General features: G+C 71.5%; 28 protein-coding genes. 19 read left to right on the top strand and 9 right to left on the bottom strand.

All coding sequences use genetic code 11. From position 1 onward, the window contains the following. The first annotated feature begins 1 nt into the window (after window position 1). The 3 genes from AB0J12_RS13425 (at window position 2) to AB0J12_RS13415 (ending at window position 1,051) form a co-directional block, all read left to right on the top strand. Window positions 2-211 carry a hypothetical protein gene (locus tag AB0J12_RS13425; protein WP_363264417.1) on the top strand — a complete coding sequence of 70 codons (210 nt, stop codon included), beginning with the start codon at window positions 2-4 and terminating at the stop codon, window positions 209-211. A 133-nt stretch (window positions 212-344) separates the two neighbouring features. Then, complete coding sequence (locus AB0J12_RS13420; protein ID WP_363264416.1) at window positions 345-830, top strand: DUF2975 domain-containing protein; 486 nt, start codon at window positions 345-347, stop codon at window positions 828-830. Continuing rightward, window positions 830-1,051: a helix-turn-helix transcriptional regulator gene (locus tag AB0J12_RS13415; RefSeq protein ID WP_363264415.1), complete on the top strand. Its 222-nt coding sequence runs from the start codon at window positions 830-832 to the stop codon at window positions 1,049-1,051. The genes AB0J12_RS13420 and AB0J12_RS13415 overlap by 1 nt, the downstream gene beginning before the upstream one ends. A 164-nt stretch (window positions 1,052-1,215) precedes the next feature. On the opposite strand, the gene AB0J12_RS13410 is transcribed toward AB0J12_RS13415, so the two are convergent. Beyond that, complete coding sequence (locus AB0J12_RS13410; RefSeq protein WP_363264414.1) at window positions 1,216-2,142, bottom strand: YafY family protein; 927 nt, start codon at window positions 2,140-2,142, stop codon at window positions 1,216-1,218. Between the two features lie 62 nt (window positions 2,143-2,204). On the opposite strand from AB0J12_RS13410, the gene AB0J12_RS13405 reads away from it, so the two are divergent. The 3 genes from AB0J12_RS13405 (at window position 2,205) to AB0J12_RS13395 (ending at window position 4,372) form a co-directional block, all read left to right on the top strand. Further along, a complete protein-coding gene (locus tag AB0J12_RS13405) occupies window positions 2,205-2,672 on the top strand; it encodes a hypothetical protein (protein WP_363264413.1) in 468 nt (155 codons plus the stop codon). Next, entirely contained in the window at window positions 2,669-3,217 is a 549-nt protein-coding gene (locus AB0J12_RS13400) for an NIPSNAP family protein (protein WP_363264412.1), read from the top strand. Before AB0J12_RS13405 ends, AB0J12_RS13400 begins: the two co-directional genes overlap by 4 nt. A gap of 165 nt (window positions 3,218-3,382) precedes the next feature. Continuing rightward, window positions 3,383-4,372 carry an NAD-dependent epimerase/dehydratase family protein gene (locus AB0J12_RS13395; protein ID WP_363264411.1) on the top strand — a complete coding sequence of 330 codons (990 nt, stop codon included), beginning with the start codon at window positions 3,383-3,385 and terminating at the stop codon, window positions 4,370-4,372. Window positions 4,373-4,414: 42 nt separating this feature from the next. Here the strand turns inward: AB0J12_RS13395 and AB0J12_RS13390 are convergent, their stop codons facing one another. Both AB0J12_RS13390 and AB0J12_RS13385 read right to left on the bottom strand, forming a co-directional pair. Next, window positions 4,415-5,527: a HAMP domain-containing sensor histidine kinase gene (locus AB0J12_RS13390; RefSeq protein WP_363264410.1), complete on the bottom strand. Its 1,113-nt coding sequence runs from the start codon at window positions 5,525-5,527 to the stop codon at window positions 4,415-4,417. Between the two features lies 1 nt (window position 5,528). Further along, a complete protein-coding gene (locus AB0J12_RS13385; RefSeq protein WP_363264409.1) occupies window positions 5,529-6,272 on the bottom strand; it encodes a response regulator transcription factor in 744 nt (247 codons plus the stop codon). A 114-nt stretch (window positions 6,273-6,386) separates the two neighbouring features. Here AB0J12_RS13385 and AB0J12_RS13380 point away from each other — a divergent pair, with 114 nt between their 5' ends. The 3 genes from AB0J12_RS13380 (at window position 6,387) to AB0J12_RS13370 (ending at window position 8,730) form a co-directional block, all read left to right on the top strand. Continuing rightward, complete coding sequence (locus AB0J12_RS13380) at window positions 6,387-7,094, top strand: glycosyltransferase family 2 protein (RefSeq protein WP_363264408.1); 708 nt, start codon at window positions 6,387-6,389, stop codon at window positions 7,092-7,094. Continuing rightward, a complete protein-coding gene (locus AB0J12_RS13375; RefSeq protein WP_363264407.1) occupies window positions 7,091-7,708 on the top strand; it encodes a DUF2064 domain-containing protein in 618 nt (205 codons plus the stop codon). Before AB0J12_RS13380 ends, AB0J12_RS13375 begins: the two co-directional genes overlap by 4 nt. 65 nt (window positions 7,709-7,773) lie before the next feature. Continuing rightward, window positions 7,774-8,730 (top strand): methyltransferase domain-containing protein, encoded by a 957-nt coding sequence (locus AB0J12_RS13370; RefSeq protein WP_363264578.1) that lies wholly within the window; start codon window positions 7,774-7,776, stop codon window positions 8,728-8,730. Between the two features lie 334 nt (window positions 8,731-9,064). Here the strand turns inward: AB0J12_RS13370 and AB0J12_RS13365 are convergent, their stop codons facing one another. Beyond that, on the bottom strand, window positions 9,065-10,309 hold the full coding sequence (locus tag AB0J12_RS13365; protein WP_363264406.1) for a molybdopterin-dependent oxidoreductase: 1,245 nt from the start codon (window positions 10,307-10,309) through the stop codon (window positions 9,065-9,067). A 113-nt stretch (window positions 10,310-10,422) separates the two neighbouring features. On the opposite strand from AB0J12_RS13365, the gene AB0J12_RS13360 reads away from it, so the two are divergent. The 3 genes from AB0J12_RS13360 (at window position 10,423) to gap (ending at window position 13,920) form a co-directional block, all read left to right on the top strand. Next, window positions 10,423-11,781, top strand: a complete 1,359-nt coding sequence (locus AB0J12_RS13360) for a hypothetical protein (RefSeq protein WP_363264405.1) — start codon at window positions 10,423-10,425, stop codon at window positions 11,779-11,781. A 45-nt stretch (window positions 11,782-11,826) separates the two neighbouring features. Next, the gene (locus tag AB0J12_RS13355) at window positions 11,827-12,783 is read left to right on the top strand and encodes a helix-turn-helix domain-containing protein (protein ID WP_363264404.1); all 957 of its coding nucleotides are present in this window, start codon (window positions 11,827-11,829) and stop codon (window positions 12,781-12,783) included. Window positions 12,784-12,921: 138 nt separating this feature from the next. Continuing rightward, window positions 12,922-13,920 carry a type I glyceraldehyde-3-phosphate dehydrogenase gene (gene gap / locus AB0J12_RS13350; protein ID WP_363264403.1) on the top strand — a complete coding sequence of 333 codons (999 nt, stop codon included), beginning with the start codon at window positions 12,922-12,924 and terminating at the stop codon, window positions 13,918-13,920. Between the two features lie 133 nt (window positions 13,921-14,053). Here the strand turns inward: gap and AB0J12_RS13345 are convergent, their stop codons facing one another. Next, window positions 14,054-15,169: an FAD-dependent monooxygenase gene (locus tag AB0J12_RS13345; protein WP_363264402.1), complete on the bottom strand. Its 1,116-nt coding sequence runs from the start codon at window positions 15,167-15,169 to the stop codon at window positions 14,054-14,056. A gap of 70 nt (window positions 15,170-15,239) precedes the next feature. Here AB0J12_RS13345 and AB0J12_RS13340 point away from each other — a divergent pair, with 70 nt between their 5' ends. Next, on the top strand, window positions 15,240-15,959 hold the full coding sequence (locus tag AB0J12_RS13340; protein WP_363264577.1) for a TetR/AcrR family transcriptional regulator: 720 nt from the start codon (window positions 15,240-15,242) through the stop codon (window positions 15,957-15,959). A gap of 75 nt (window positions 15,960-16,034) precedes the next feature. Here AB0J12_RS13340 and AB0J12_RS13335 read toward each other — a convergent pair whose 3' ends face one another. Further along, window positions 16,035-16,766, bottom strand: coding sequence for an endonuclease/exonuclease/phosphatase family protein (locus AB0J12_RS13335; RefSeq protein WP_363264576.1), 732 nt, complete (start codon window positions 16,764-16,766; stop codon window positions 16,035-16,037). Between the two features lie 890 nt (window positions 16,767-17,656). Here AB0J12_RS13335 and AB0J12_RS13330 point away from each other — a divergent pair. Further along, window positions 17,657-18,865 (top strand): globin domain-containing protein, encoded by a 1,209-nt coding sequence (locus AB0J12_RS13330; protein ID WP_363264401.1) that lies wholly within the window; start codon window positions 17,657-17,659, stop codon window positions 18,863-18,865. Then, entirely contained in the window at window positions 18,862-19,533 is a 672-nt protein-coding gene (locus tag AB0J12_RS13325; protein ID WP_363264400.1) for a pyridoxamine 5'-phosphate oxidase family protein, read from the top strand. The genes AB0J12_RS13330 and AB0J12_RS13325 overlap by 4 nt, the downstream gene beginning before the upstream one ends. A gap of 158 nt (window positions 19,534-19,691) precedes the next feature. Here the strand turns inward: AB0J12_RS13325 and AB0J12_RS13320 are convergent, their stop codons facing one another. Beyond that, window positions 19,692-21,572, bottom strand: a complete 1,881-nt coding sequence (locus tag AB0J12_RS13320) for a propionyl-CoA synthetase (protein WP_363264399.1) — start codon at window positions 21,570-21,572, stop codon at window positions 19,692-19,694. A gap of 496 nt (window positions 21,573-22,068) precedes the next feature. Between AB0J12_RS13320 and AB0J12_RS13315 the strand changes: the two genes are divergently transcribed. Further along, window positions 22,069-22,704 (top strand): polysaccharide deacetylase family protein, encoded by a 636-nt coding sequence (locus AB0J12_RS13315; RefSeq protein ID WP_363264398.1) that lies wholly within the window; start codon window positions 22,069-22,071, stop codon window positions 22,702-22,704. Window positions 22,705-22,855: 151 nt separating this feature from the next. Here AB0J12_RS13315 and AB0J12_RS13310 read toward each other — a convergent pair whose 3' ends face one another. Further along, window positions 22,856-23,452: a cation transporter gene (locus tag AB0J12_RS13310; RefSeq protein WP_363264397.1), complete on the bottom strand. Its 597-nt coding sequence runs from the start codon at window positions 23,450-23,452 to the stop codon at window positions 22,856-22,858. 293 nt (window positions 23,453-23,745) lie between these two features. Here AB0J12_RS13310 and AB0J12_RS13305 point away from each other — a divergent pair, with 293 nt between their 5' ends. Together AB0J12_RS13305 and AB0J12_RS13300 are read left to right on the top strand one after the other, a co-directional pair. Then, window positions 23,746-24,270: an HPP family protein gene (locus AB0J12_RS13305; protein ID WP_363264396.1), complete on the top strand. Its 525-nt coding sequence runs from the start codon at window positions 23,746-23,748 to the stop codon at window positions 24,268-24,270. Between the two features lie 264 nt (window positions 24,271-24,534). Next, the gene (locus AB0J12_RS13300) at window positions 24,535-25,791 is read left to right on the top strand and encodes an extracellular solute-binding protein (RefSeq protein ID WP_363264575.1); all 1,257 of its coding nucleotides are present in this window, start codon (window positions 24,535-24,537) and stop codon (window positions 25,789-25,791) included. Between the two features lie 108 nt (window positions 25,792-25,899). Here the strand turns inward: AB0J12_RS13300 and AB0J12_RS13295 are convergent, their stop codons facing one another. Beyond that, on the bottom strand, window positions 25,900-26,241 hold the full coding sequence (locus AB0J12_RS13295) for a helix-turn-helix domain-containing protein (RefSeq protein WP_363264395.1): 342 nt from the start codon (window positions 26,239-26,241) through the stop codon (window positions 25,900-25,902). 108 nt (window positions 26,242-26,349) lie between these two features. On the opposite strand from AB0J12_RS13295, the gene AB0J12_RS13290 reads away from it, so the two are divergent. Continuing rightward, a complete protein-coding gene (locus AB0J12_RS13290) occupies window positions 26,350-26,754 on the top strand; it encodes an STAS domain-containing protein (RefSeq protein WP_363264394.1) in 405 nt (134 codons plus the stop codon). The last annotated feature ends 8 nt before the right edge of the window (window positions 26,755-26,762 follow it).

Genomic DNA, 26,762 nt, shown 5'->3' with positions numbered 1-26,762 from the left:
CATGGAGACCATCGTCCTCATCGCAGCGTTCCTCATCGCGATCGCCCTGGGCATGCGCCTGATCCATCTGCTCAACGCTCAGCACGACATGCGCATCGCCTCCCACCACTACAGCGACGCCCTGCCCGGCGTCGGCAGGCGTCGCCGCAAGCACCACAGATCTGCGCCCACGCCCACCGCCCCGGTTGACCACACCCGCGCCGCCCGATGACACCGCCCCCGCCGAAGGGGAAGCAGCCTGTCCCGGACCGTCGCATCAGTGCGCCGATACTCTCCGCCCCGACCCTTGCCCCACCTATCGAAATTCGATAGATTTCTATCGCAATTCGTTGGAAGGATGGGGCATGGGAAAGCTGACCGTGCATGCGCTGCGCGCCGTGCTGGTGGTGGTGCTCGCCGGCACCGTCTTCGTACAGGCCTCGATGGTGTGGGCATTGGCCACCGACCCGGAGAACGGGTCGCTCCCGCTGACCCCGTTGCGCGTGATCACGATCCTCGGCATGGTGGCGGCCCAGGTCGCCCTGGTCTGCGTATGGCGACTGGTGACGATGGTGCGACGCGCAACCGTGTTCTCCCACGCAGCCTTCCGGTACGTGGACGGGATGATCGGCGCGATCGTGGCGGCAGCCCTCCTCTGGTTCGCGGTCACCGCCCTCAACGCGCCGGGCCAGCGCGACGACCCGGGCGTCACCGTCATCATGGGCGGGGTCGGCGTGGCCATCCTGGGGGTCGCACTCATCGTGCTCGTACTGCGGATGCTGCTCGCCCAGGCCGTCGCGCGCGACGTCGAAGCGGCGCAGCTGCAGGCCGAGTTGGACGAGGTGATCTGATGCCGATCGCCGTCGACGTCGACGTCATGCTGGCCAGGCGCAAGATGTCCGTGGGCGAGCTCGCGGAACGCGTAGGGATCACACCCGCCAACCTGGCGGTACTGAAGAACGGCCGCGCCAAGGCGGTACGCTTCGCGACGCTCGCCGCGCTCTGCGAGGTACTCGAGTGCCAGCCGGGCGACCTGCTGCGCTGGGAGCCCGAGGACGGCGCGGGCCAATGAACCGTTCCTGCCGGCGCGGCATCGCCCATCCCACCCGTCGTTGACCGACTTCACGAGCCTCCCGGGGTCGTCCCCGCAGAGATCCCGGGCCTGCTGGAGCGGCACGCAACCGCAGGAGGACGGCGCCGTCGGCAGCCGGCTTCGGCCCTTGCGCCCGAGGTCGGTCAGTCCCCGTAACGGGCGGCCAAGGTCCGTACGGTCGCCGCTATGCGATCGCGGAGTTCGGCCGGTGCCACGACCTCGATGTCCGTGCCCAGCCGCAGGAACTCCCCGTGGGCGTGGTCGATCAACTCGATCGGAACCCGGGCTTCCGTCCATCCCTCGCTGGCGGGCGTCACTCCGAGACGGCGGGCACCCTCCGGGGTGAGCCGCACCAGGGCTTCCCCGGTCTGCAGCCGGGCCCGGAAGTCGGCCACATAGCCGTTCCAGTACGTGGCCAGGTCGAACCCGTCCGGAACGGCGAATTCCTCCAGCGGCCGAAGGCCGAGGATCTGATCGACCCGGTAGGTGCGGATCCCGGACGGCCCGCCCGCGACCAGGTACCAGCGGCCCGCCTTCAGTACGAGCCCGTACGGCTCGACCCTCCGCTCGATCTCCTCCGGCGCACGCCAGCGGCGGTAGCGCAGCACCGTCGCCCGCCCCTCCCACACCGCGGCGGCGACCTGGGCCAGGTGGGGCGTGCGGTCGGCGTCGCTGTACCAACCCGGGGCGTCGAGCAGGAAGCGTTCCCTTATCCGCCCGGCCTGCTCGCGCAGCTGTGCCGGAAGGGCGGCTCGCAGCTTGAGCTGGGCGGTGGCGAGCGCCTCGCCGAGGCCGAGGTCGGCGGCGGCGCCGGGGAGCGCGGCGAGGAACGCCGCCTGCGCCTCGTTGGCGGTCAGTCCGGTGAGCCGGGTCCGGTAGCCGTCGACCAGCCGGTAGCCGCCCGCGTGTCCGGCGGCGCCGTACAGCGGGATGCCGGCGGCGCCGAGCGCCTCGACGTCCCGGTAGACCGTACGGACGGAGACCTCCAGCTCCTCGGCAAGCTGCTGGGCCGTCATCCGGCCCCGGTTCTGCAGCAGCAGGAGCAGGGTGACCAGCCGGCTCGCGCGCATGCCGACCAGTATCCACCTTCACTGACACTGGATGTCAGGGGACCGTCCCTACTCTGCGGCGCATGAACGATTTCGACTTCCTGCACGGCTCCTGGGACGTGGCCAACCGCCGTCTGGCCGCACCGCTCGAACCCGGATCCGGAACCTGGGTGGAGTTCCCCGGGCATGCGGTGGTCCGACCGCTGTTCGGGGGCGCCGGCAACATCGACGAGATCACCTTCCCGACGCTCGGCCGTCAGGGGGTGAGCCTGCGGCTGCTCGACCGCGAGACGGGGCGCTGGTCGATCCACTGGTCCGACAGCCGCACGGGCCGACTGGACCCGCCCGTGGTCGGTGGCTTCACCCGCGACCGCGGTGACTTCTACGGTGACGACACCTACGGCGGGCGCCCGATCCGGGTGCACTTCACCTGGTACCGCCTCGGTCCGGACAACGCCCGCTGGGAGCAGGAGTTCTCCGCCGACGAGGGCCGCACGTGGGAGCACAACTGGACCATGGGCCTCACCCGCACCGGGCAGGCCGGCGCATGAGCATCGTGGAACTGCGGCAGTACACGCTGCGTCCCGGAGCCCGGGAAACGCTGATCGCGCTGTTCGAGCGCGAGTTCGTGACCGCTCAGCAGGCGGTCGGCATCACCGTCGGCGGCCGGTTCCGCGACCTGGACGACCCGAACCGGTTCGTCTGGCTGCGCTCGTTCCCCGACATGGCGCGCCGCCGGCGGTCGCTGCAGTCCTTCTACTCCGGCCCCGTCTGGCGGGAACACCGCGACGCGGCCAACGCCACCATGACCGACAGCGACGACGTCCTGCTGCTGCGCGGCCCGGGCTTCACACCTGCGCCCGGCACCCGTGAGGTACTCGCGACCGTCTGCCACCCGACCGGGGCGCCCGGCTTCGACGCGTACGCCGCCCGGCACCTGGCCCCGCGCCACGCGCTGCACCGCACCGAGCACGCCGAGAACGACTATCCCCAACTGCCGGTCCGCACCGGGGAAGACGTCCGGGTCTGGTTCGGCCCGGCGGAGCCACCGCCCTGGCCGACCCGGCGACTGCGGCTCGAACCGGTGACGACCTAGCTGGTTCGGCCGTCGCCGACGAGCTCGGGCTCGTCCCAGGCGATCGGCTTCTCGACAGGCAGTCGAACGCGCGAGCGGGCGCGGTGGTTGCTCCTCCCCTTACGGAATCGTGACGTGCCCACCCATGACCTCTGGGCAGGGCCGACCCGGACCTAGTCTGCGTTCATGCGTGTACTGGTTACCGGCGGTGCCGGCTTCATCGGTTCCCATGTCGTCGAGGCACTGACCGAGCGCGGCCACAAGGCCGTGGTCTTCGACGTGCGCGTGGATCCGACCGCGGACGTGCGCGATGCCGAGGCGGTCGGGCGGGCGCTGGTGGGAGTCGACGCCGTATGCCATCAGGCCGCGATGGTCGGTCTCGGCACCGGCTTCGAGGACGCCCCGGACTATGTCTCCCACAATGATCTGGGAACCGCCGTACTGCTCGCGGCGATGGCCCGGGCCGAGGTGCGGCACCTGGTGCTGGCCGGGTCGATGGTCGTCTACGGGGAGGGACGGTACGCGTGTCCTTCGCACGGTGCGGTCAGACCGGGACCCCGGGCCGTCCCGGACCTCGCGGCGGGCCGGTTCGAGCCGCGGTGCCCGGAGTGCGGCGGGGACCTCGTGCCCGGCCTGGTCGGTGAGGACGCCCCCGCCGATCCGCGCAACGTCTATGCGGCGACCAAACTGACCCAGGAGCACCTGGCGGCCGCCTGGGCCCGGTCCACGGGTGCCGGCGTGGTCGCGCTGCGGTATCACAATGTGTACGGTCCGCGGATGCCACGGGACACTCCGTACGCCGGGGTCGCGTCCTTCTTCCGCTCCTCGCTCGCCCGAGGCGAGGCACCCCGGGTGTACGAGGACGGGGGTCAGCGGCGGGATTTCGTCCATGTGCGGGACGTGGCCGCGGCCAATGTGGCAGCCCTGGAGGCCGGTTCGGCCGAGGGCACGCTGACGGCGTACAACACGGGCAGCGGCGAGCCGCGCACCGTGGGCGAGTTGGCGTGTGCGCTCGCCTCCGCGCACGGGGGACCGCAGCCTGTGGTGACCGGCGAGTACCGGCTGGGCGACGTCCGCCACATCACGGCGGACTCCTCGCGGCTGCGGGCGGAGCTGGGCTGGCGGCCGCGGGTGGCATTCGAAGAGGGAATGCGGGAGTTCGCCGCCGGGGCGTGAACCGGTTCGCCCCGGCGGCCGGAAGGACGACGGCGCGAGGTGTCAGGCCTCGGCGACCGGAAGGACGACCTCGAAGCGGCAGCCGCCCGCGACGTTGCGTACCGCGGCCCGGCCCTGGTGGGCCTCGACGATGCCGCGGACGATCGCCAGGCCCAGGCCCGCGCCGGCCGGCGGAGTGCGCGCGTCGGAGCCGCGCCAGCCGGTGTCGAACACCCTCGGCAGATCCTCCATGGCGATGCCCCCGCAGCCATCCGTCACGGACAGCACCACGCCGTCCGGTGCGCGTTCGGCGGCGACCGCCACGGTACCGTCGGCCGGGGTGCGGCGGATCGCGTTGATCAGCAGATTGCCCAGCACCCGGTTCATCTCCTTGCCGTCCACTTCCACGGGCACCGGCTCGACGCGGTCGCCCACCAGCCGTACGCCGTGCTCGCGGGCCAGCGGGCCGGCCCCGGCGAGGGCGTCGCTGACCAGGTCGTACAGGGAGATGCGGGAGCGGGTCAGGGCGAGCGTGCCGGCGTGGATGCGAGACAGCTCGAACAGGTCGCCGACCATGTCGTTGAGGCGTTCCACCTCGGTGCGGATCTGCCGCAGATAGCGGTCGGGATCGGCGGCCACCCCGTCCTCCAGAGCCTCCGCCATGGCGCGCAGGCCGGCCAGTGGGGTCCGCAGATCGTGTGAGATCCACGCGACCAGCTCGCGGCGGGAGGCCTCCAGGGCGCGCTCGCGCTCCCGGGACTCCGCGAGCCGGGCGCTGGTGGCCGCCAGCTCCCGGCTCAGCTCGTTCAGTTCGGCCGTCGTCGGACCGTCGGGCGCGGCGAAGGAGCCGCCCTCGCCGAAGGAGCGGGCGGCCAGGGCGAGTTCACGGCTGCGGGCCACCACCCAGCGGCCCAGCAGCAACGCGGTCGCCAGGGACACGACGGCGGCCATCGCGACGACGGTGGTGACGACGCTCAGGTCGTGCGCGGACAGGAACATCGCCTGCGCCACCGCCAGGGTGCCGGCCAGCATCGCGCCCACGGCCACCGCCGCGACCACGGTCAGCGAGGCGGTGAGGGAACGCCGGCGGATCAGCCGCAGGACACCCGCGCCTACCAGGCCGGTGGCGGCGGCGCCGCAGAAGGCATACAGGGCGATCAATACGACGTCGCTCATGTCATCCCTCCTTGCCGGCGGCCAGGTCGAACCGGTAGCCGACGCCCCACACCGTCTGGATCAGACGCGGGCGGGCCGGGTCGTCCTCGACCTTGGCGCGCAGCCTCCGCACGTGCACGGTGACGGTGGACAGGTCACCGAAGTCCCACCCCCACACCTCGCGCATGAGGTCCTCGCGGCTGCAGGCGCGGCCAGGGTGCTGGAGGAAGAAGGCGAGCAGGTCGAACTCGCGCAGCGTCAGGGCGAGTTCGACGCCGTTGCGGGTGACGCGGCGGGAGGCCGGGTCGAGGGTGAGGCCGCCCGCGGCCAGCGGCTGCGTCGCGGGTCCGGGCCGGGTGCGGCGCAGCACCGACTGCACCCGCAGGACCAGTTCGCGGGGGCTGAACGGCTTGGTGACGTAGTCGTCGGCGCCCACCTCGAGGCCGAGGATGCGGTCGTCCTCGTCGCCGCGTGCGGTGAGCATGATCACGGGGACGGGTGCGCTCTCCCGTATGCGGCGGCACACGTCCAGGCCGTCCATGCCGGGCAGCATCAGGTCGAGCACCACCAGGTCGGGACGGTTGCGGGCGGCCTGCTCCAGCGCGGTGGGCCCGTCCTCCGCGCGGTCCACGGTGCATCCGGCGCGGGCCAGATAGCCGGCCACGACCTCGGCGACGGTGGGGTCGTCGTCGACGACGAGGACCCGGACGGAGGCGGGCGCCCGGTCGGCGGCTGGGGACTGCGCGAAGGGATGCGGCTGCTGCATGGCTCCAGCCTCGCACCACCCCCGCGCCGGTGCGGCGTGCGGAGCCTCGGTCAGGGCCGACGTCCGTGTTTCGTAAGGTGCCGTGGCCCGGAATGCCGGTTTTGCGTCCGTAGGGTGAGTGCCGTGACGACCTCTCCCCCTCTTTCTGGCGTGGACGTGATCCTGCCTTGCCTCGATGAAGCCGAGGCGCTCCCCTGGGTTCTGGCCCGTATCCCGCACGGCTGGCGGGCCCTCGTCGTGGACAACGGCTCCAGCGACGGCTCCGCCGAGCTGGCCCGGGAGCTCGGCGCCACCGTGGTGCGCGAACCGCGCCGCGGGTTCGGAGCCGCCTGCCATGCGGGACTGACCGCGGCGAGCGCCGACATCGTCTGCTTCTGCGACTGCGACGGCTCGCTCGACCCGGCGCTGCTGGTGCCGTTCGTCGACGAGGTCCGCTCCGGCACGGCGGATCTGGTCCTCGGCCGGCGCCGGCCACAGGGCCGGGGCGCATGGCCGGCGCACGCCCGCGCCGGCAACCTCGCCCTCGCCCTGCTGCTGCGCCGGCGCACCGGGCTGCGGCTGCGCGACCTCGGCCCGCTGCGGGCCGCCCGCCGCGAGTCGCTGCTCTCTCTCGGCCTGACGGACCGGCGCAGCGGTTACCCCCTGCAGATGGTCGTGCGGGCCGCCGACGCCGGCTGGCGCATCACCGAGCACGACGTGCTCTACCTGCCGCGCACCGGCGCCTCCAAGGTGACCGGCACCTGGCGCGGCACCTGGCAGGCCGTCCGGGACATGAGCCGGACACTGGCAGAGCCGGTCGCGGACGGAGGACGGCCACAGTGACCACACTGCTCGTCATCGCCAAGGAACCCCGGCCCGGCCGCGTCAAGACGCGGCTCACACCGCCGTTCACACCGCACCAGGCGGCCGCCCTCGCCGAGGCCGCGCTCGCGGATACTCTGGCCGCCGTCGCCGCGGCACCCGCCGCCCGGCGGCTTCTCGTCCTGGACGGCAGCCCCGGGCCGTGGCTGCCGCCCGGTTTCGACGTCGTACCGCAGTGCGCCGGCGGGCTGGACGAGCGGCTCGCCGACGTCTTCGCCGGCTGTGACGGCCCGGCACTGCTCATCGGCATGGACACTCCCCAGGTGACACCACGGCTGCTCGATGTGGACTTCACGGGTTGTGACGCGTGGTTCGGCCCGGCCGAGGACGGCGGCTTCTGGGCCCTCGGCCTGGCCTCGCCGGATCCCCGGCTGGTGCGCGGCGTGCCCATGTCGACTCCCACGACCGGGGCCGTGCAGCGCCGGCGTCTGGTCGCCGCGGGACTGCGCGTGCGCGACATGCCGCGGCTGCGGGATGTCGACACGGCCGATGACGCGGCTGCGGTCGCCGCGCAGGCACCCCATGGCCGCTTCGCCGCGCAACTGGCCCGCCTCACCGGGAGCCGCGCCCGGTGAGCGCCACGTACGAGGCTCCGCCGCCGGCCCGCCGCGTCCCGGCCGGTGAGTACGGGGCATGCGGCCTGCCGGCCTGGGCCGGGGACGAGACGTACGCCGGCGTCCTGCGTGCCGGGCGCGGGCCGCTGTTTCTGCAGCGGCCCGACGGATGGCTGCTTCCGCTGGAGGTGGAGCGGTGGTGTGCCGACGCCGACGCAGTGGACCTCGACGTCCTGGACCGCTGCGAGGGCACCGTCCTCGATGTCGGCTGCGGGCCGGGCCGGCTGGTCGCCGCGCTCGCGGCACGGGGGCGGCAGGTGCTCGGCCTCGACGTCAGCGAGGCAGCCGTGGCACACACCCGGCGGCGGCTGGACCCCCTACTGTCCGGGAAGGCCGCAAAGCCACCATCCGGACTGTCCGGGAAGGCCGCGGAGCCATCACCCGGAGCAGCCTCGGCAGCACCGCACATCCGGCCCCGCCGGTCACGGCGCGGTGACTCCTTCGCCCCGCCGAAGGGCGAACCCCAGGTGCTACCGCTCGGCAAAGCCTTCGCCCCGCGGTCCGGCGGAGGCTGGGAGTCATCGCATCGGAGGGCCGCCGCGCTGCCTGGCTCGGTGTTCGCGCCGTTGCCGGACGAGGGCCACTGGGGCACGGCGTTGCTGCTGGACGGCAATATCGGCATCGGCGGCGATCCCTCCGCCCTGCTCGGCCGGCTGGCCCGCGTGCTCGTGCCCCGCGGCCTGGTGCTGGTCGAGACCGCGCCGGTCGACGTCGACGAAAGGGCCACGGTCCGCCTCACCGGTGCGGGCGGTGCGGCCGGGAGCCCGTTTCCGTGGGCGCGCCTGGGCACGCCGGCGCTGGTGCGTCACGCCCGGCACGCGGGCTGGCGGACCGTCGCTCAGTGGACGGCGGGCGGCCGGTGCTTCGTCGCCCTGCGCAACCGCCACACCAACAGCACGGCGGAACCACCGAAGAGGGCGGCGCTGATCAGCAGCCAGCGGGTCAGGAAGCCGTCCGTCGACAGCCCGGCGCCCCGCTCGTAGGGTTGGGCCACCCGGCCGCTGATCAGCGGGAACCACACGAGCAGCAGCAAGCCGGACAGCACGGCCGGCACGCGTACGTAGAGCGCCCACGCGCGGCCGCCGACCGCGCCGCACGCCCGCAGCAGGGCGCGGTCCAAGGCGGCGTACAGCGGCAGCAGCACCAGGTCGTGCAGCAGCGCCGCGCCGACGAACCACAGCGCGACGCCGAACCAGTCGCCCGCCAGCAACCGCACCCCGGCGTACCCGGCGAGCGCGAACGAACAGGCCAGAAGCAGCAGCTGGAGCGGGCTGCCGAGGGGGATCCGGTGGCTGCCGTGGGGGATCCGGTGGCGCATCACAGGGCTCCGAAGGTCAGACGGGCCACCCACTTGGTGTTCAGCACGCCGGGGGCGGCGGGGACGATGACGCGGGCCGGATAGCCGTGATCAAGGGTGAGGGCCTCGCCGTTGACGGACAGCGCGAGCAGACTGCGTACGTCGGCGACCTGGTCGGCGCTCAGCGCGGCCCGGCGGAACGCGCCGTGCCGCTGCAGCGACTCGACGAGCACGTCGGCCGGGTCGTCATGTCCGACGAGAGCGGCGAGGTCGCGCAGCCGCACTCCGCGCCACCACTGGTTCGACGTCGACCAGCCCTCCACGCACGCGATCGGCAGCGCGGCGCTGTGCTGCGGCAGGCTCAGCAGATCGCCGCGGGTGAGGCGGACGGTTCCGGTGCGGCCGGTAACGGCCAGCTGCCACGCCTCGTCCCCGGTCTCCACGGCACGGATGCCGGCGTACGCGGCGGTCTTGTTGATCTGGAAGCCGCCCGGCCCGCCGCCCGGATCCTCCCAGCCGTGTGGAGAGAGCAGTGCGGTGCGCCGCAGCGGCCCGTCGAAGCTGCGGCCGACGCTGGTGGCGAACAGCAGCAGCGAACCGCCGCCGACCAGCCACAGCGCGCCGCGGCGGGACACGCTGGGCGGATCGGGGCGCGGTGAGACGAGGTCCGCGCCCATCGCACCCTCCGGCTGGTCCGACGCCCGCCTCCTTACGTTGCGCACCGCCGCGGGCACCCGCAGCGCCGCGTGCACGACGAACGCGGCGAAGAAGACCCAGGCGCCGTAGAAGTGCAGCGGGTAGAAGGAGCCGGGGAAGATGTAGTCGAGCTGGACGTTGAGCACGCCGGTGGTGAACTCGAACAGCGCTCCCCCGACCAGCAGCAGCAAGGAGACGCGTTCCAGAGCGTGCGCCAGCGACCGCGCCGGCGGCAGCGCGAACAGCTTGGGCACCACCGACCACAGCTTCGCCAGCAGCACCGGAATCAGAGTGATGCCGAGCGTGACGTGCACACCCTGGGTGAGCCGGTACAGCCACACCGGGTTCGTCGGCCAGGCGAAGAGGTAGAAGCCCAGGATGCCCTTGCCGGGCGTCTTGTCGTTCACCGGGGACAGCCCCGGGTTGTAGGCGGCGTAGGACACCAGTCCGGTCACGAACAGCACGGTGATACCGACGAGCAGCACCAGACCGAGCACCGAGGTGAACCACGGTCCGCGCAGCGGGCTGCGCCAGAAACCGGGGGAAGTGGGAAGCTGTTGTTCGCGCATGTGCCGACCGTAGGCCGCGATCGGGGTGACGGCCGGGCTGCGACCCATGACGAAATGCTGACGTCGTGCCGTCGGGGCACCTGCCGGAGAGCCGTTCGCCCTAGCGTGCCGGTGTGAACCGAGCCTTCCTGCGCGACCTGTGCGCCACCGCTGCCGCCGCCCTGCTCGTCGCGGCGGCGGTGCTCGTCGGCCGCAGCATCCGGGACTTCCCGCACATCCTGTTCGTCGACTGGCCGCCGCTCGTGGGGTTCTGGGGCCCGCACACCGGTCCGGGCACTCCGGCCGCCCTGACGGTGGCGGTCCTGGTCGTCGGGTACGGCCCGGTGGCGGCGGCCCGGCTGCCCTGGCGGGCGCTGCTCTTCGCGGTCTGGGCCTCGGCGCTGGCCTGGATCTGGTCGCTGGCCCTGATCGACGGCTGGCGCCGGGGTGTCGTCGACCGGCTCACCACCCGCTACGAATACCTCCAGGTCGTCGACCGCTTCCACGACATCCCGGCCGCCCTGCGCGACTTCACCCACCACATCCTGCTGCACTCCCCCGGCAACTGGCCCGCCCATGTGGCCGGGCATCCGCCGGCCGCGACGCTCACCTTCGTGCTGCTGGACCGGGCAGGCCTTCGCGGCGGCGGCTGGGCCGGGGCCTGGTGCATCACGCTCGGCGCCACGGCGTGCGTGGCGGTGCTGGTGACGGTGCGCCTGCTGGCCGGGGAGACGACGGCCCGGCGCGCGGCACCGTTCGTGGTGCTCGCCCCGGCGGCGGTGTGGATGGGCACGTCCCCGGACGCCTATTTCGCCGCCGTCGCCGCCTGGTCGGTGGCGCTCCTCGCGGTGGCGGTGACCCGGCGGTCCAGGCCGGCGGCGTTCGGGGCGGGACTGCTGTTCGGGCTGACCTGCTACCTGTCGTACGGGCTGACGCTGATCGCGCTGGTCGGAGCTGCCGTGGTGCTGCTCGCGCGGCCGCCTGCCCGCCGGCTGCTGCACGGGCTCGCCTTCTCGCTCGCCGGTTTCGCGATCGTGCCGCTGTTGTTCTCTCTCGCCGGGTTCCACTGGTGGGAGGCGTACCGGTTGCTGGTCGAGCGCTACTACCAGGGTGCGGGGGGCGTGCGTCCCTACGGCTACTGGGTGTGGGCGAACCTGGCCTGCACCGTCCTGGTCGTCGGGATGGCGACCGTGGCGGGGCTGCGCCGGGCGGGCGCGGTGGTGATCGGCGAGCGCGGGCTTCTGCGTCCCGCCGGGGCCGGCCCGGACCGGTCGCCGCAGCTGCGGCTGGCGCTGCTCGTGACCGCCGCCCTGCTCGCCCTCCTCGCCGCCGACCTGTCCGGCATGAGCAAGGCGGAGACGGAGCGTATCTGGTTGCCGTTCGCGGTATGGCTCCTGCCGACGGGCGCGCTCCTGCCTTCCCCACGGGCCTGGCTCGCCGCTCAAGCGGTGCTCGCACTGCTGCTCAACCACCTGCTGTGGACGGGGTGGTGACGGGAGAGCGGCGCGGACGCCGGCGCCGCACGTAGCCTCTTTCCCATGCCAGCCTCCCGCCTGCATCGCGTCGCCGTCCTTGTGCTCGAGGGTGCGAAGCCGCTCGACGTCGGAATTCCCGCGCAGGTGTTCACGACCCGCGCGAGCATGCCGTACGAGGTGCGGGTGTGCGGTGCGACACCCGGTCTCGTGACCGGCGGCGACGGCCTGTCGTACTACGTCGCCCACGGCCTCGACGCGCTTGTGTGGGCCGACATCGTCTTCGTCCCCGGCTACCGGTTCCCGGACCGCGACGACCCGCCGCAGGCCGTCGTCGACGCACTGATCGCCGCCCACGCCCGGGGCGCGCGGCTCGCCGCCATCTCGACGGGCGCCTTCGCGCTCGCCGCCACGGGCCTGCTCGACGGCAAACGCGCCACGACGCACTGGCACTACACGCGGCAACTCATGGTCAGGCATCCGCTCGTCCAGGTCGACGAGAACGTGCTGTTCGTCGACGAGGGCAGCGTGCTCACCTCGGCCGGCGCCGCCTCCGGCATCGACCTGTGCCTGCACATCCTGCGCGGCGACCTCGGGGTGGCCGCGTCCAACCACGCGGCCCGCCGCCTCGTCGCGGCCCCCTACCGCAGCGGCGGACAGGCCCAGTACGTGCCGCGCAGCGTCCCCGAGCCGCTCGGCGAGCGCTTCGCCGCCACCCGCGAGTGGGCGCTGCACCGGCTCGGCGAGCCCCTCACCCTCGACATACTGGCGCGGCAGGCCGAGGTCTCGCCGCGCACGTTCTCCCGGCGCTTCGTCGAGGAGACCGGCTACACGCCGATGCAGTGGGTCATGCGCGCCCGCATCGACCTGGCCCGCGAGCTGCTCGAGCGGTCGGAGCGCAGTGTCGAACAGATCGCCGCCGACGTCGGCCTCGGCACTGGCGCGAACCTGCGCCTGCACTTCCAGCGCATCCTCGGCACCACACCGAGCGAGTACCGGCGCACCTTCACCCGGGGCGAATAGCACCATGGCGGGATCCTCGTGGCAGGGCCCCTGGCGGGAAGCGTCCTTGGCGAGATCCTTTTGAACCATGGCGATTCCGCCACTGTCACCGGCGCGAGCCGCGGGCGAGCCTGGTGGGGAAGGGAAGGGACATCACTCATGACTCGCATCGCCATCAATGGATTCGGCCGCATCGGACGCAATGTGCTGCGCGCACTGCTCGAACGCGACAGCACCCTCGAGATCGTCGCCGTCAACGACCTGACGGAGCCCGCCACGCTCGCCCGGCTGCTCGCCTTCGACAGCACGGCCGGCCGGCTCGGGCGTCCGGTGACCGCCGACGGGGACGCGCTCGTTGTCGACGGCCGTCGGATCACGGTGCTGGCCGAGCGCGAACCGGCACAGCTGCCGTGGGCCGAACTCGGCGTCGACATCGTCCTGGAAGCCACCGGCCGCTTCACCTCGGCCAAGGCTGCCCGCGCCCACCTCGACGCCGGTGCGAAGAAGGTCCTCGTCAGCGCGCCGTCGGACGGCGCCGACGTCACGCTCGCGTTCGGTGTCAACACCGACGCCTACGACCCGGCCGTCCACACGATCGTCTCGAACGCCTCCTGCACCACCAACGCGCTCGCCCCGCTGGCAGCGGTTCTCGACGAACTCGCCGGCATCGAGCACGGGTTCATGACGACGGTGCACGCCTACACGCAGGAGCAGAACCTGCAGGACGGTCCGCACCGCGACGCCCGTCGCGCCCGGGCCGCCGGCGTCAACATCGTGCCGACCACGACCGGCGCCGCCAAGGCGATCGGCCTGGTGCTGCCGAACCTCGACGGCAAGCTGTCGGGCGACTCGATCCGCGTACCGGTGCCGGTGGGCTCGATCGTCGAACTCAACACGGCCGTCGCCCGTGACGTGACGCGCGACGACGTGCTGGCGGCGTACCGCGCCGCGGCGGAGGGGCCGCTCGCCGGCATCCTCGAGTACTCCGACGACCCGCTCGTGTCGTCCGACATCACCGGCAATCCCGCCTCGTCGATCTTCGACTCGGCCCTCACCCGCGTCGACGGCCGCCACATCAAGGTGGTCGCCTGGTACGACAACGAGTGGGGCTTCTCGAACCGCGTGATCGACACGCTCGAACTCCTCGCCACCGGCTGACCGGAGGGCGGGAAGCGGTACCCCGCCACCACCGACCGCTCCGCCCGGCAGCGCTGAAGCGTGCCGTGGAGGCGCCCGGGCGAAGCCGTTCCTCCTCCTCGACGGCCGGTCGCCTGGTCGTGTCCGCCTGCAGTCATCCAGGTTGGAAGAATGCGAGCATCTTCTGGCTGGCGTCCGGGGATGCCAGGATCTCCTGCATCTGCGCGGACTGCCGGGCGGCGGCACCGGTGCGTTCGAACATCTCGCGTTCGTACTTCTCGACGGCGGCGGGAAAGTCGTCCGGGTGCGCGGCCAGCGCGAGGCCGAGCAGTGCGCCGTCGAGCAGCGCCATGTTGGCGCCCTGCCCGACCGGTGGCATCAGGTGCGCGGCATCGCCGAGCAGCGTGACGCCTGGTGTGGTCGGCCAGGTCAGGCCGACCGGGAGTGTTGTGATCGGCCGCGGCAGGATCGTGTCGTCGCAGGCGGCGATCAGTGCGGTGATCCGTGAGTGCCAGCCGGTGAAGAGGTCGATCAGCCGTGCCCGCGCGGCGGCTGGGTCGCCGAAAGGGATCCCGCTGGTGGTGAACCAGTCCTCGGTGGTGTTGTAGAAGCTGAGATAGACGCGTACGCGGCCGTCACCGTTGCGCTGCGCCGACAGGGATTGGCCATTGCCGAGCACCCAGTAGTTGCCTCGTCCGACCATTGCCGCGAGGTCGGGGTGGGTGTGGTCGACGTCGGGAATGCCGAGTTCGACGATGTTGTGGCCGGTGTGCGCCGGGCGGGCGTCGGTGAGCAGTGGACGGACCTTGGAGTTCGCACCGTCGGCTCCGACCAGCAGGTCATACGGCGCGCTGCTGCCGTTGGTGAAGTGGAGCAGGCCGTGGTCGGCACCTTCGAACGCGTGGCCCCAGCGCACTGCCTGGGCGGGGAGGGAGTCGAGCAGCAGGTTCCGCAGGTCGGCTCGGTCGACCTCGGGTCGCTCGAGCGGAGCGTCGTCGGGCGTGTCCTCCTGGAAGAGGAGGGTGCCGTCCGGCTCGAGAAGCCGCAGATCCTGGCCTGCGCCACGGGCGATCGCGTGGAACCGGTCGATCAGGCCGGCCTCGCGCAGCGCCCGCTGCCCGGTCCCGGAGTGCAGGTCGAGCATGCCGCCCTGACCGCGCGCGCCGCGGGACGGTTCGCGTTCGTAGACGACGGCGTCGATGCCGTTCACGTGCAGCACACGGGCGAGCGCAAGGCCGCCTAAGCCGCCTCCGATGATGGCGATGGTCATGGTTCCTCCCCTTGGATACACCGTATCGGTCGATACACTGTATCGCCCCATGCGATGTATCGTGAGCGGCATGTTGGTGTGGGAGAGGCCGGAGCCTTCGAATCGACCCGTGCCGGCCCCGCTGAACCGGGAGCTGATCGTGCGAGCGGCGATCCGGTTGGCCGACGCGGACGGCCTGGAGGCCGTGTCACTGCGCAAAGTCGCCGCCGCGCTGGGCGTCGGGCCGATGCGTCTCTACAGCTACATCGCCGGCAAGGAGGAGTTGCTCGACCTGATGGTCGACGCCGTCCATGCGGAGATCCGGCCGGCCGGAAACGGCTGGCGGGAGGTGCTTCGCTCTCTGGCCGAAACCACCCGGCAGGCCGTTCACATGCACGAGTGGCTGGCCGATCTGCTCGGCGGGCGACCGCAGTTGGGGCCGCACGCGCTGGCCAGGGGGGAGGCTGTGGTGGCTGCGCTGGGCGACTTTGATGTCGACGCCGTCATGCCGGTGGTCACCGCGGTCGACGCGTATGTGATGGGCGCGGTGCGCCGGGAGATCGCTGAGCGGCGTGCCGAACGGGCCACCGGCATGGACGAGAAGCGCTGGCAGGCCTCCCTCGGGCCCTATCTGGAGCGGACCTTCGCCACCGGCCGGTTCCCCGCGCTGGCCACGGTGGTGCGGGATGCCGCCCACCTGGACGCCGACCACACCTTCCGGATCGGCCTCGACTTCCTGCTCGACGGCATCGAAGCCAGGATCTCGGCAGGGGGACGTGCTCCCGAGGGACCGGAGCCGCACCGCCCATAGCCACGGGAGCGAGCGGAGGCTTCCCTGGCGCCATCAGTCCCCGTCGCGGACCGGAGTGCGGGCGGAGCCCCTCCGCTACGCGGCGGGCACGCGCAGAGCGGCCAGCACCGGTAGGTGATCCGTGGCTGCCCGGAGGTCTCGTTCCGCGACGCCGGCAAGCCCCATCGGCACCCCGCACCCGAGCACCTGAACCCCCCGCGTCACGAAGACCGCATCGATCCGCTGCAGCGGATCGCCCAGCCGGGTGGTGTGCTCGCGCCCCCACGGCTTCGTCACCCAGCCGTCCTGCAAGGCGTCCGCGAGGAGGCCGAAGGTGCGGCCGTCGGGCCGGTCGTTGAGATCGCCCGCGGCGACGGCGTACGCCGCATCCAGGGCGGTCAGCCGGTCGAGGAGCAGTCGGCCTTGCTCGTAGCGCTCCTGCTCATCGATGCTCAGGTGACAGCTGAGCACCCCGAGCCGGGCCCGGCCGAACCGCAGCACGGCCGTCGCGAAGCCACGCTGATGCAGGCCGGGAGTGCGGGGCAGCAGGACATCCTCGGTGCGCTCCACGTGGGCGCGGAGCGAGGAGAGGATCATGGGACCGGAGGCAGTGGCGCCGCCGGAGACGTACACGAGTCCGGACGAACGCGCGAGGCGGGCGGCGGCCTGGCGCCAGCGGAAGAACCGCGGTGCCTCCTGAACGCAGACGACGTCGGGCCGGCAGGCCCGGATCACCCGAGCGAGGGCCGCGACGTCGTCCCGCATCGAGCGGATGTTGTAACTCAGCACACGCACGATCACGGAGCCGTCCGACTCCGCGGCCGACATGGGCAGATCCTGCAAACTCTCCCTCACCACATCTCCACCTTCCCGCCGCGACGGCCCGACATCCCGACGGCCTGACAGCGCGATGCGATCCTCGCAGAGGCGGCGCGCAGTCGGCATGACGCCCCGTCGGCACGGTATGGGTTCCCGCTGGTGAACGTGGCCGCAGCCCCACCCGGCCCGGCAGACCGCAGGCCAACTCCTACTGCTCGGTAACCCTTTGAACCGGTTCAACGGACTCCCCCGAACACATGTCGGCTCCCTCGAACGCTAGGGTGACGGGCGCCTGGCGGTCGCCGCCCCAGGCGGCCGGGCTGTCGGCACAGGACCTGTTCACACATGGGCGGGGGCTCCCGGCAGCTTCGGTCCAGCGCCCGACGACGACGTCGCCCTGCTCCTGCCGAGCACGCCGACGCGGTGAGAGAAAGGTCCGTGTGTTCCATGTGCAGCGCTCGCCAGCGCACTGGCATCACGCATGTCGCACCCAAACCGCACCTTGGTCAAGTCCATGCCGGAAGCCATTCCCTGCGGCGCCCGTCCCCGACCCGGAACGGGTCCGTTCGGCGTCGCCCGGCGCTGGGGGTGGTCCGGCGGGAGGGCCGTGACTCGTCCGGGCTGGGTTTCGGCCTCTCCGCGGGGAATCGAGCGAGCGACGTGGTCGGACCGTTCCGCCTTGCGGTGATTCCGTCTCAGCCGAGGTGTCTTGCGCGCATCAAAGAGCTGCAGAAGAGGTTGCGCCCACACGGCAGTGCCACATCGGCGGCGGGGCACGCCTGGGATCAACGGTGACGGGCAGGTTCGGATCCATGCAACACACCTGGAATCCGGATACGTCACCGGGGCCGGCGGACGGATGGAGCGAAACCGTCCCACCCGGCCCGTCTCCCGCCTCGATGGCCCACCTCACCGCAGCCGCCCAGCCTCCCGTCAGCGCGGAGGACGTCGCGCTGGTGCGGTCCAGCCTGGCGGTTGTCGGGCCTCACGTCGCCGAGATGGCCGGGTACTTCTACGACATCCTGTTCACCCGTTACCCACAGCTCAGGGAGATGTTCCCGGCCGAACTCGACGTCCAGCGGGAACGTCTGGTGCGCGGTCTGCTGCGCATCGTCGAACTGGTCGACGATCCCGCGAATCTCGTCGCGTTCTGCTCGCGTCTGGGGCGCGGCCACCGCAAGTTCGGCACGCAGAGCGCTCATTACCCGGCCGTCGGCGAATGCCTCCTGCAAGCCCTCTCCCACTACGCGGGACCGGCCTGGAGCCCGGCGTTGGCCGGGGCGTGGCACCGGGCCTACACCGCTGCCGCGAACGTCATGGCCGGTGCCGCCGACGAAGACGCGCGTCACCGGCCGGCCGTGTGGCAGGCGCACATCGTCGAGCACGTGCACCGCGGTCCCGGAATCGCGGAGATCACCGTCCAGCCCCAGCAGCCGTACCCCTTCGTGGCGGGCCAGTACGTGAGCATCGAGACACCCTGGGCGCCGAGACTGTGGCGGCACTACTCCCCCGCGCACGCCCCACGGCCCAACTCGCAGCTGACCTTCCACGTCCGTGCCGTGTCCGGAGGCAAGGTCAGCAACGCGCTGGTCCACCATGCCCGTCCAGGAGATCCCGTCCGGCTGGGCCCGCCGGAAGGCGACATGGTGCTCCGCCCGACCACCGGGCGGGACCTGCTCTTCGTCGCCGGCGGCACCGGCCTGGCTCCGATCCGCGCCCTGATCGAGCAGGCGGCACAGGACGGCATCGGCAACGCCCAGGAAGTCAGTCTGTTCATCGGCGCCAGAACCGCGGACGAACTGTACGGACTCAACGACATGCTGCGGATGTCCCAGCGCTACCACTGGCTCCGCGTCCGCGCCGCGGTCTCCCACGAGCGGATCGTGGGCCTGGAGGGCACCCTGCCCGAGGTGCTGGCGGAATTCGGCCCCTGGTACCGGCACGAGGCGTACCTGTGCGGCCCCCCGCAGATGCTCGGCGAAGCCGTGCAGGCCCTGCGGCGTCATGGTGTCCCGCCGCATCACATCCATTACGACCCCTGGGACGTCCCCGTCCTGACCGCCCCTCTGGGGCCGCCCGCGCCCGAACAGGAGACCGACCAGCTGTGAACGGCCCCGAGACGACCGGCTCCCTCGGTGAACGACTGCTGCAGCAACAACTCGGCACCACCGACCGAGCGGACGCCTTCTACGACCGCCAGGTACACCCCTACCTGACGCCCGCCATGCGGGAGTTCATAGCCCGCCAGAACATGGTGTTCCTGTCGACGGCGGACTCCCGGGGAGCCTGCGACACCAGCTTCCGCTCGGGACCGCCAGGATTCTGCGTCTGTCTCGACGACCGCACGCTGACCTATCCCGAGTACCGGGGCAACGGCGTCCTCGCCAGTGCGGGCAACATGACCGAGAATCCCCACCTCGGCATGCTGTTCATGGACTTCACCCACGATCACATCGGGCTTCACGTCAACGGCACAGTGCGGCTGTACACCGACAGCGAACTGCGCACGTGGTACCCGCATCTGCCGACCGAAGCAGCGCCCGGTCGCCAGCCCCAGCTGTGGGTCCATCTCACCGTCGACGAAGCCTACATACACTGCTCCAAGTACATCCCCCACCTGGAGCCGGCGCCGCGCCCCCGCCCGGCCGCGGACCGACAACGTCCCAAGGACAGCGCCTACTTCACCGAGCCCGACCCTTCCCACCGGGCTCCGGACGCCGACGACGGTGACACGGGCCGCCCCTCCTGGCGAGAGCGGTTGCGGCTCCGCCACTGATTCCCGCATCGCGAACGCACTCCCCCGACCGCCCCACAGCCTCGGCCCGACCTGGGCCGAGGCTGTGTGCGTAAGGCACGCCGGGAGGTGAGTGGTCAGGGCCGACGCCTACCACCTCCGACGGGAAGGGGCCCGGGGGACGACGTGCGATGTTCGCCTCAGGGCTGCGGGCGGAGGGTTCGGCGCAGTGCGTCGAGTACGGCCGGGTCCTCGACCGTGGCGGGAGTCGGGGTGTCACGGCCGTCGGCGATGTCGCGCATGGCCGCCCGGAGGATCTTGCCCGAACGGGTCTTGGGCAGCGCGGGCACCACGGTGACCTGCTTCAAGGAGGCGACGGCGCCGACCTGGCCACGTACCTCTGCGACGATCTCGCGCTCCAGCCGGTCCGGCGTTGTTTCGGCGCCGGCCTTGAGGACGGCCAAGGCGCGCGGCACCTGTCCCTTCAGCTCGTCCGGCACGGCGATCACCGCGCACTCCGCGACGTCCGGATGGGAGGCCACCACCTCCTCGATGACGCCGGTGGACAGCCGGTGCCCGGCGACGTTGATGACGTCGTCGATGCGGCCGGTGACGAAGACGTAGCCGTCCTCGTCGACGTGCCCGCCGTCACCGGTGAGGTAGTACCCCGGATACTGCGACAGGTACGAGGCCACGTACCGCTCGTCGTCCTGCCACAGTGTCGGCAGGGCGCCCGGCGGCAGCGGCAGGCCCAGGACCACCGCGCCGTCCTGGCCCGGGGCGCACTCGTTGCCGGCCGGGTCGAGGATGCGCAGGTCGTAGCCCGGCATCGGCACACCGGGCGAGCCGGGCCGGAGGGCGACGCCGTCGACACCGCGAGGCGCAGCGGTGATCGGCCAGCCCGTTTCCGTCTGCCACCAGTTGTCGACGACGGGCACCCCGAGGACGCCCGTCGCCCACGCGTACGTGTCGGTGTCGAGCCGCTCGCCGGCGAGGAAGAGGCTGCGCAGGCTGCTCACACCGTACTGGGCGAAGAGGGCGCCTTCCGGGTCCTCCTTCTTGATCGCGCGGATCGCGGTGGGCGCGGTGAACAGGGCCTTCACGTCATGCTCGGCGATCACCCGCCAGAAGGCTCCGGCGTCCGGGGTGCCGACGGGCTTGCCCTCGTAGATGACGGTCGTGGCACCGGCGATCAGCGGGGCGTAGACGATGTAGGAGTGGCCGACGACCCAGCCGACGTCGGAGGCGGCCCACCACACGTCACCGGGGTCGATGCCGTAGATGTGGCGCATGCTCCAGGCGAGGGCGACGGCGTGACCGCCGTTGTCACGGACGACACCCTTGGGCCGTCCGGTGGTGCCCGAGGTGTACAGGATGTACAGCGGGTCGGCCGCGGCCACCGTCACGCAGTCGGCGGGTTCGGCGGCCGCCGTCGCCTCGTCCCAGTCGAGGTCGCGGTCGCCGAGGTCGGCCGGGGCCTGCGGCCGCTGCAGGATCACACAGCGCTCAGGCGTGTGGTGGGCCAGCCGCAGTGCCTCGTCGAGCATCGGCTTGTACGGGATCACACGGCTGGCCTCGATGCCGCAGGACGCGGACACGACGACCTTGGGCCGGGCGTCGTCGATACGCACGGCGAGTTCCTTCGCGGCGAAGCCGCCGAAGACGACGGAGTGGACCGCTCCGATCCGGGCGCAGGCCAGCATCGCGATCACGGCCTGCGGCACCATCGGCATGGAGATGACCACGCGGTCGCCCTTGCCGACGCCGAGGCCGCGCAGCACACCGGCGAACCGTGCGGTCACGTCCAGGAGTTGGGCGTAGCTGACGCTGCTCGTGGTGCCGGTGACGGGGCTGTCGTGGATCAGGGCGGTGCGGGCGCCGTGGCCGGCCTCGACGTGGCGGTCGAGGGCGTTGCGGCAGGTGTTGATCGCGGCGTCGGGAAACCAGCGGTGGAACGGCGGGCGCCCCGAGTCCAGGACCCGCACCGGGTCCCGGTCCCAGGTCACGGATGTGGCGGCCTCAGCCCAGAAAGCCTCGGGCTCGGCGATGCTGCGCCGGTAGAGCTCACGGTAGACATCCATCTGCGGGGTCACTCCTTCGCGGTCCCGTCCGCGCGGCACGGCCGACCCGCCCGCGCGGATACGTCCGTCCCGGCGCCGACCGCCGGGGGGGGAGCCGAGAGCCGGGGCGGAAGGAGGTGGCGGCACATCAGCCATCATCCGACCGTCGGGCGCGGCCCACCACCTCCGGTGGAGCCCCGTCCGGACCGGACGGGACACCGGCAGGCCGGCCACGCCCCCGAGGCCGCACCGGGCAGGCTGGGGCCGCCGCAGGGGACACGCCCGCGGAAGGTCGCTCAAGGGCGGACGAGGGCCTGCCGATGACGGTGGCATGGAAGCACGCTCTGTCCCCGCACGCCGGTCTGTCTCCCGCCGCCTGGTGTCCGCCGGGCTCCTCGCCGCGGCGTGGGGGGCGACACCCGTAGCCGCCCGCGCGACGGCCAGGCCCTTTTCGCCAGGGTCGGCGGCGATTGCGGACGAGGGCCTTCGGGCTCTGTTCGGGTCCGAGAACCGTGTGATGGCCACGCGCGAACAGGTGGTCGCGGTGACGTTCAACGCGGCCTGGAACGACGCCGGCCTGGAACGCGTCCTCGGTGAGCTCGCCCACCGGCGCACACCGGCCACGTTCTTCCTGACCGGCGACTTCGCCGACCGCTACCGTGAGGTGGTCAAGAGGATCGCCGCTGCGGGGCACGGGCTGGGCAACCACTCCTACAGCCATCCCTACTTCAACGACCTGACCGCTGCCGGAAGGAGCCGGGAGGTCCGGGCAGCGGACCGGGCCCTGCGCGCCGCCGGAGCAGGGCGCGCCCTGACCCCGTTCTTCCGGTTCCCCTACGGCGAGACCACCCCTGCCCAGATCGGACAGGTCAACGAACTGGGATTCGCGGACATCGAATTCACCACCGACACCAACGGGTGGAAGGGCACCGAGGGGGGCATGACCGTGGACCGCGCGGTACGCCGGGCGCTGGACGCTCTTCGTCCAGGGGCGATCCTGCAGATGCACGTCGGCGCGTCCCAGGGACGTGATGAGGTGATCGACCCGCAGGCACTTCCCCGGATCCTCGACGCGTTCACGGCCCGCGGTTACCGCGTCATCGACCTGCGTACTCTTCTCACCCCGACCCGCACGGCGCGGAGCGGGAGATGAGGCCTTGATCTGTCAGCGTGAGGTGACACACCCTGGGCGCCCGCAGTGCGTCACCTCAGGGCTCCCGCAGTGCGTCACCTCGGTTCGCTCACGTCCAGGCCATGCCGGGGAACGACACCGTCGGCCACGAAGCGCGCTCACCGACCCTGCGTCAGCGGTCGCCGAAGATCTCCTTGGTCTCCCGCAGCGCATAGTAGACCAGCACGTATCCGGCGGCCGGGTCGGCCCACCAAAGGCCGGCCAGAGAATTCAGCAGGAGGCCCAGCAGCACGGCGACTGCCAGCAGGCCGTCGATCAGGGTCACCCGCCCCTCGGTCTTCAGCACCGGGTTGTCCAGCGCCGTACCGGTACGTGCCTTGCCGGCGGCGAGCGCGAACATCACGGCGGCGGTGACCGCGGTCCAGCCGACTCCAAGCCGCGAGTGGTGGGGCCGGAAGCCACTGGCCAGCACCCATGTGGACTGGACCAGCAAATAGGCCGCCAGCAGGCCGAAGCCGACACCGATCAGCTTCAGCGCACGGCGTCGGCGCTCCTCGCCTGTACCGGACAGCTCCCAGATCACCACGGTGGAGGCGCCGATCTCGATCAGGGAGTCAAGACCGAACCCGGCCAGTGCCACGGACCGCGCCGAGATCGCGGCCACGGTGAGCACCACGATGCCGATGACGTTCCAGCCGAGGGTGGCGGACTCCAGAACGAAGCCGCGACGGACGAGCATCTGGCGGGCGATGTCATCGATGCCGGTCACCGCGACATCCTCCCAGACCCGCCCTGCCCTGCCCATGGGCCAGGAAGAAGCGCCTCGGACAGCACGGCCGGCCTCGTTGTCGCGGGGCACCGTAGAGGTCCCTGAGCATGGGCGGGGGCCGCCCGCAACACCGCTGCCACCTGCTGGTTAGATAAGGACCAGGACTGCGCCGCCCCGATCGGAAGCTCGGCGCAAGGTCAGCCCACGTCGACCACGGGGCGCGTTGCACATCAGCACGGGACCGTTCCCCCCTGCCCGCATTCCAGGCCCCAGGCCAAGGTCCCGAGAGACACGTGAGTACCGATACCACCCCGCGCCCGGCTGCCCGGCGCTTGCTCGCCGGCCGCGCTCCCGCCCCCGCCGGACACCGTCACGCCCTTCACGCCACGACCTCCGTCATCTCCGTGCTGCTGCTGTTGGCCGCTACGGGCGCTGTGTTGCACGAACCGCTGCTCATCCCGCCCCTCGCCGCCAGCGCTGCCCTCGTGCACAGCACCCCGCAGCTGCCTCTCGCGCAGCCGCGCAGCCTGATCGGCGGCCACCTGCTGTCCGCACTCGGCGGCTACCTGGTGCTGGCCTGCTTCGGGAGCTCGACGTGGGCTGCCGCCCTGGCAGGCGGCCTCGCTCTCGGCACCATGATGATCACCAGGACGCCTCACTCCCCGGCAGCGGCCACCGCCGTCATCGTCGTCCTGCAGTCACCCGCCCCCCTGAGGTTCCTCACCCTTCTGCTCACCGCAACTCTGCTTCTGGTCAGCGCCGGGACCATCACCGGGCTGCCCAAGCATGCACCTCGCTACCCCGTCTACTGGTGGTGACGAGCGAACGCGCTGCCCCTCGGACAGGGTGAACTCCGCCGGCTCGCGGGCCGTGTACGCCAGGTGCCGATCCGTCACGCAGGGTTCTACGCGCGTCGGAATCAGCGGCGGCATATCGGAAGACACCATTCGGAATCGGCTCAGTTGGAGCTATGGCCACAGTTGTCCGGGAGGGGGCGCTTTTCCCCCCGCGCCGGGAGAGGATTCCGGTTGCACTGCTGGAAAGATCAAGAGGAAACATCCGTGCGACCAAGACTCTTCGGCATGACCGCCTGCGTGGCCGCATTCGGACTGCTGGGCTCCGCCCTCACCGCCTGCGGCTCGTCCGAAAGAGGCGGGACCAAGTTGCGCCTGGTGGTCCCCGAGTACGGCGACAGCCCGGCGACCAGCTCCAAGGCGTACTGGGACAAGCTGACCGCCGCCTTCACCGCCGCCCACCCCGGCAAGAAGGTCGACGTGACGCTCTATCCGTGGGCCGACATCGACCGCGAGGTCACCCGCATGGTCCAGGAGGACAATGCCCCGGACGTGGCTCTTATGGGCGCGTACTCCGATTTCGCCGCCCAAGGCCGCCTTTACGCCGCCGATCAGCTGCTGCCGATCAAGGCCGAGGCGAACTTCCTGCCGCCACTCGCAGAGGCCGGCTCGGTCGACGACACGCTCTACGGCCTGCCCTTCGTGGCCAGCAGCCGGCTCCTCTTCTACAACGAGGAGTTGTTCGACAAGGCCGGAGCGGAGCCGCCGAAGACCTGGTCGGACCTGAAGCACGCGGCCAAGGCACTGAAGCATGAGGGTGTGCTCTATCCGTACGCCCTGCCGCTCGGTCCCGAGGAAGCGCACGCCGAAGCCCTCATCTGGGAACTGAGCAACGGCGGCGGGTACACCGACCACAGCGGCGGCTACAACATCGCGTCGGAGCAGAACACCCAGACCTTCCGCTGGATCAAGGACAACCTGGTTGCACCGGGCCTGACCGGCCCGGTCCCGCCTGCCGAGCTCAACCGGCAGGACGCCTTCACCGCCTTCCTGCGCGGCGACGTCGGCATGGTCAACGGCTACCCCTCACTCCTCGACGAAGCGCGAGACAAGGGCATGAAGGTCGGCACGCTGACCATGCCGGTGTCGGACACGCTGCGCGAAGGCGAGACCCCGCCGTCGGTGGGCGTCGCCGACTGGATGATGGCCTTCAAGCACGACGGCAATCGTGAACTGGTCGGCGCATTCCTCAACTTCGTCTACCAGGACAAGAACCTCAACGACTTCGCCGGGCGCTACCACCTGCTGCCCTCGACGGTGACCGCCACCCAGGCCTCCCAGGGCACGGCGACGGACCCCGGCACCGAGCAGTTCCTCACCGCACTGCGCACAGCCCAGCTCTACCCGGTCAACGAACCGTCATGGCTGCAGGTCAGCAACACCATCAAGCGCAACATCGGCAAGGCCGTCGCACCCTCCGCCGACCCGAAGACCGTGCTGGAGGACATCGCCCAGCAAGTCCGGGTAGCAGCCCAGCGAAAGTAGCGATGCGTCGTCGGCCAGTCCGGTCACCTGAGCGGCATCCTGCCCCGCAGTACGTCCATGACCGTACTGGCCTCCGGCCGGCGGGCAGCGATGCCGTGGAACGACGCCTTACCGCGTGGCAGCGGTCGCGGCCGGGGTCGTGGTGCGTTCGGTCTCGTCCTGCACGAGCAGGGAGAGCAGGGAGGCCACGGCCAGGCCCGCCTCGGCCGGGTGGCGCAGCACTTTGTCCGGCTCGATGCGGTAGGTGTTCGTGCGGCCCTCCCGGGTGCGGGAGAGGTAACCGTCCTGCTCGAGATCGGAGATGATCCGCGCGACGGCGCGCTCCGTGAGCCGGCAATGGGCGGCGAGGTCGCGGATGCGGGCGTTCGGGTTGTCCGCGATGGCCGCAAGCACGCGCGCGTGGCTGGTGATGAACGTCCATCCGGTGTGTGACTCAGGTGCTCCAACCATGTCCGGCATCTTAGAGGGCGTTGTTGCAGGAACCCAGTTACATGACATAGTTTTCATGCAACGGATGACGTGTGCTCCGTCAGGGAGAGCACAGGGAGGAGCCCGAAGGTGCTGCGGGACGAGGCTGTGGGGCCGACCCTCATGAGCGACTCCGGCGGCACGCCGCTGCCGGAACAGGCCACGGGGCGTGCCTCGCAGGAGGCCGGCGTGCTGCAGTACGAATGGCGAGGGGCCTGGGTGATCGCTGCTCGCGGCGCCTACGACATGGAGTCGATCACGCCGTTGGCGGAGGCGCTCGAGGCGGCGGCGAAGGAGCACTCCAGAGTGGTCCTGGAGGCTTCCGGCGTCACCTTCGCGGACTCGACATTCTTGAATCTGCTGATCCTCGCCCATCGGACGGGCACCTTGCGCCTGGTCGCGCCGTCCGCTCCGGTCCGGCGGGTCTGCGAGATCACCGGAGTCGACAACCTCCTGGAGATCCGGGACACACTCGACGACGCCGTCGTCTCGTGACGGCCGCG

This window comes from Streptomyces sp. NPDC049915, from assembly GCF_040656475.1.
In the GTDB taxonomy this organism is placed as follows: domain Bacteria; phylum Actinomycetota; class Actinomycetes; order Streptomycetales; family Streptomycetaceae; genus Streptomyces.
The sequence above is the reverse complement of the archived record's forward strand: the minus strand, read 5'-3'. Positions and strand labels throughout refer to the sequence as shown.

What these genes read in the sequence shown, in the direction of transcription:
- AB0J12_RS13425 (WP_363264417.1), top strand. Translation starts at nt 2, where the DNA reads ATGGAGACCATCGTCCTCATCGCAGCGTTCCTCATCGCGATCGCCCTG.
- AB0J12_RS13420 (WP_363264416.1), top strand. Translation starts at nt 345, where the DNA reads ATGGGAAAGCTGACCGTGCATGCGCTGCGCGCCGTGCTGGTGGTGGTG.
- AB0J12_RS13415 (WP_363264415.1), top strand. Translation starts at nt 830, where the DNA reads ATGCCGATCGCCGTCGACGTCGACGTCATGCTGGCCAGGCGCAAGATG.
- AB0J12_RS13410 (WP_363264414.1), bottom strand. Translation starts at nt 2,142, where the DNA reads ATGCGCGCGAGCCGGCTGGTCACCCTGCTCCTGCTGCTGCAGAACCGG.
- AB0J12_RS13405 (WP_363264413.1), top strand. Translation starts at nt 2,205, where the DNA reads ATGAACGATTTCGACTTCCTGCACGGCTCCTGGGACGTGGCCAACCGC.
- AB0J12_RS13400 (WP_363264412.1), top strand. Translation starts at nt 2,669, where the DNA reads ATGAGCATCGTGGAACTGCGGCAGTACACGCTGCGTCCCGGAGCCCGG.
- AB0J12_RS13395 (WP_363264411.1), top strand. Translation starts at nt 3,383, where the DNA reads ATGCGTGTACTGGTTACCGGCGGTGCCGGCTTCATCGGTTCCCATGTC.
- AB0J12_RS13390 (WP_363264410.1), bottom strand. Translation starts at nt 5,527, where the DNA reads ATGAGCGACGTCGTATTGATCGCCCTGTATGCCTTCTGCGGCGCCGCC.
- AB0J12_RS13385 (WP_363264409.1), bottom strand. Translation starts at nt 6,272, where the DNA reads ATGCAGCAGCCGCATCCCTTCGCGCAGTCCCCAGCCGCCGACCGGGCG.
- AB0J12_RS13365 (WP_363264406.1), bottom strand. Translation starts at nt 10,309, where the DNA reads ATGCGCGAACAACAGCTTCCCACTTCCCCCGGTTTCTGGCGCAGCCCG.
- AB0J12_RS13355 (WP_363264404.1), top strand. Translation starts at nt 11,827, where the DNA reads ATGCCAGCCTCCCGCCTGCATCGCGTCGCCGTCCTTGTGCTCGAGGGT.
- gap (WP_363264403.1), top strand. Translation starts at nt 12,922, where the DNA reads ATGACTCGCATCGCCATCAATGGATTCGGCCGCATCGGACGCAATGTG.
- AB0J12_RS13345 (WP_363264402.1), bottom strand. Translation starts at nt 15,169, where the DNA reads ATGACCATCGCCATCATCGGAGGCGGCTTAGGCGGCCTTGCGCTCGCC.
- AB0J12_RS13340 (WP_363264577.1), top strand. Translation starts at nt 15,240, where the DNA reads ATGTTGGTGTGGGAGAGGCCGGAGCCTTCGAATCGACCCGTGCCGGCC.
- AB0J12_RS13335 (WP_363264576.1), bottom strand. Translation starts at nt 16,766, where the DNA reads ATGTCGGCCGCGGAGTCGGACGGCTCCGTGATCGTGCGTGTGCTGAGT.
- AB0J12_RS13330 (WP_363264401.1), top strand. Translation starts at nt 17,657, where the DNA reads ATGGCCCACCTCACCGCAGCCGCCCAGCCTCCCGTCAGCGCGGAGGAC.
- AB0J12_RS13320 (WP_363264399.1), bottom strand. Translation starts at nt 21,572, where the DNA reads ATGGATGTCTACCGTGAGCTCTACCGGCGCAGCATCGCCGAGCCCGAG.
- AB0J12_RS13315 (WP_363264398.1), top strand. Translation starts at nt 22,069, where the DNA reads ATGGCCACGCGCGAACAGGTGGTCGCGGTGACGTTCAACGCGGCCTGG.
- AB0J12_RS13300 (WP_363264575.1), top strand. Translation starts at nt 24,535, where the DNA reads ATGACCGCCTGCGTGGCCGCATTCGGACTGCTGGGCTCCGCCCTCACC.
- AB0J12_RS13295 (WP_363264395.1), bottom strand. Translation starts at nt 26,241, where the DNA reads ATGGTTGGAGCACCTGAGTCACACACCGGATGGACGTTCATCACCAGC.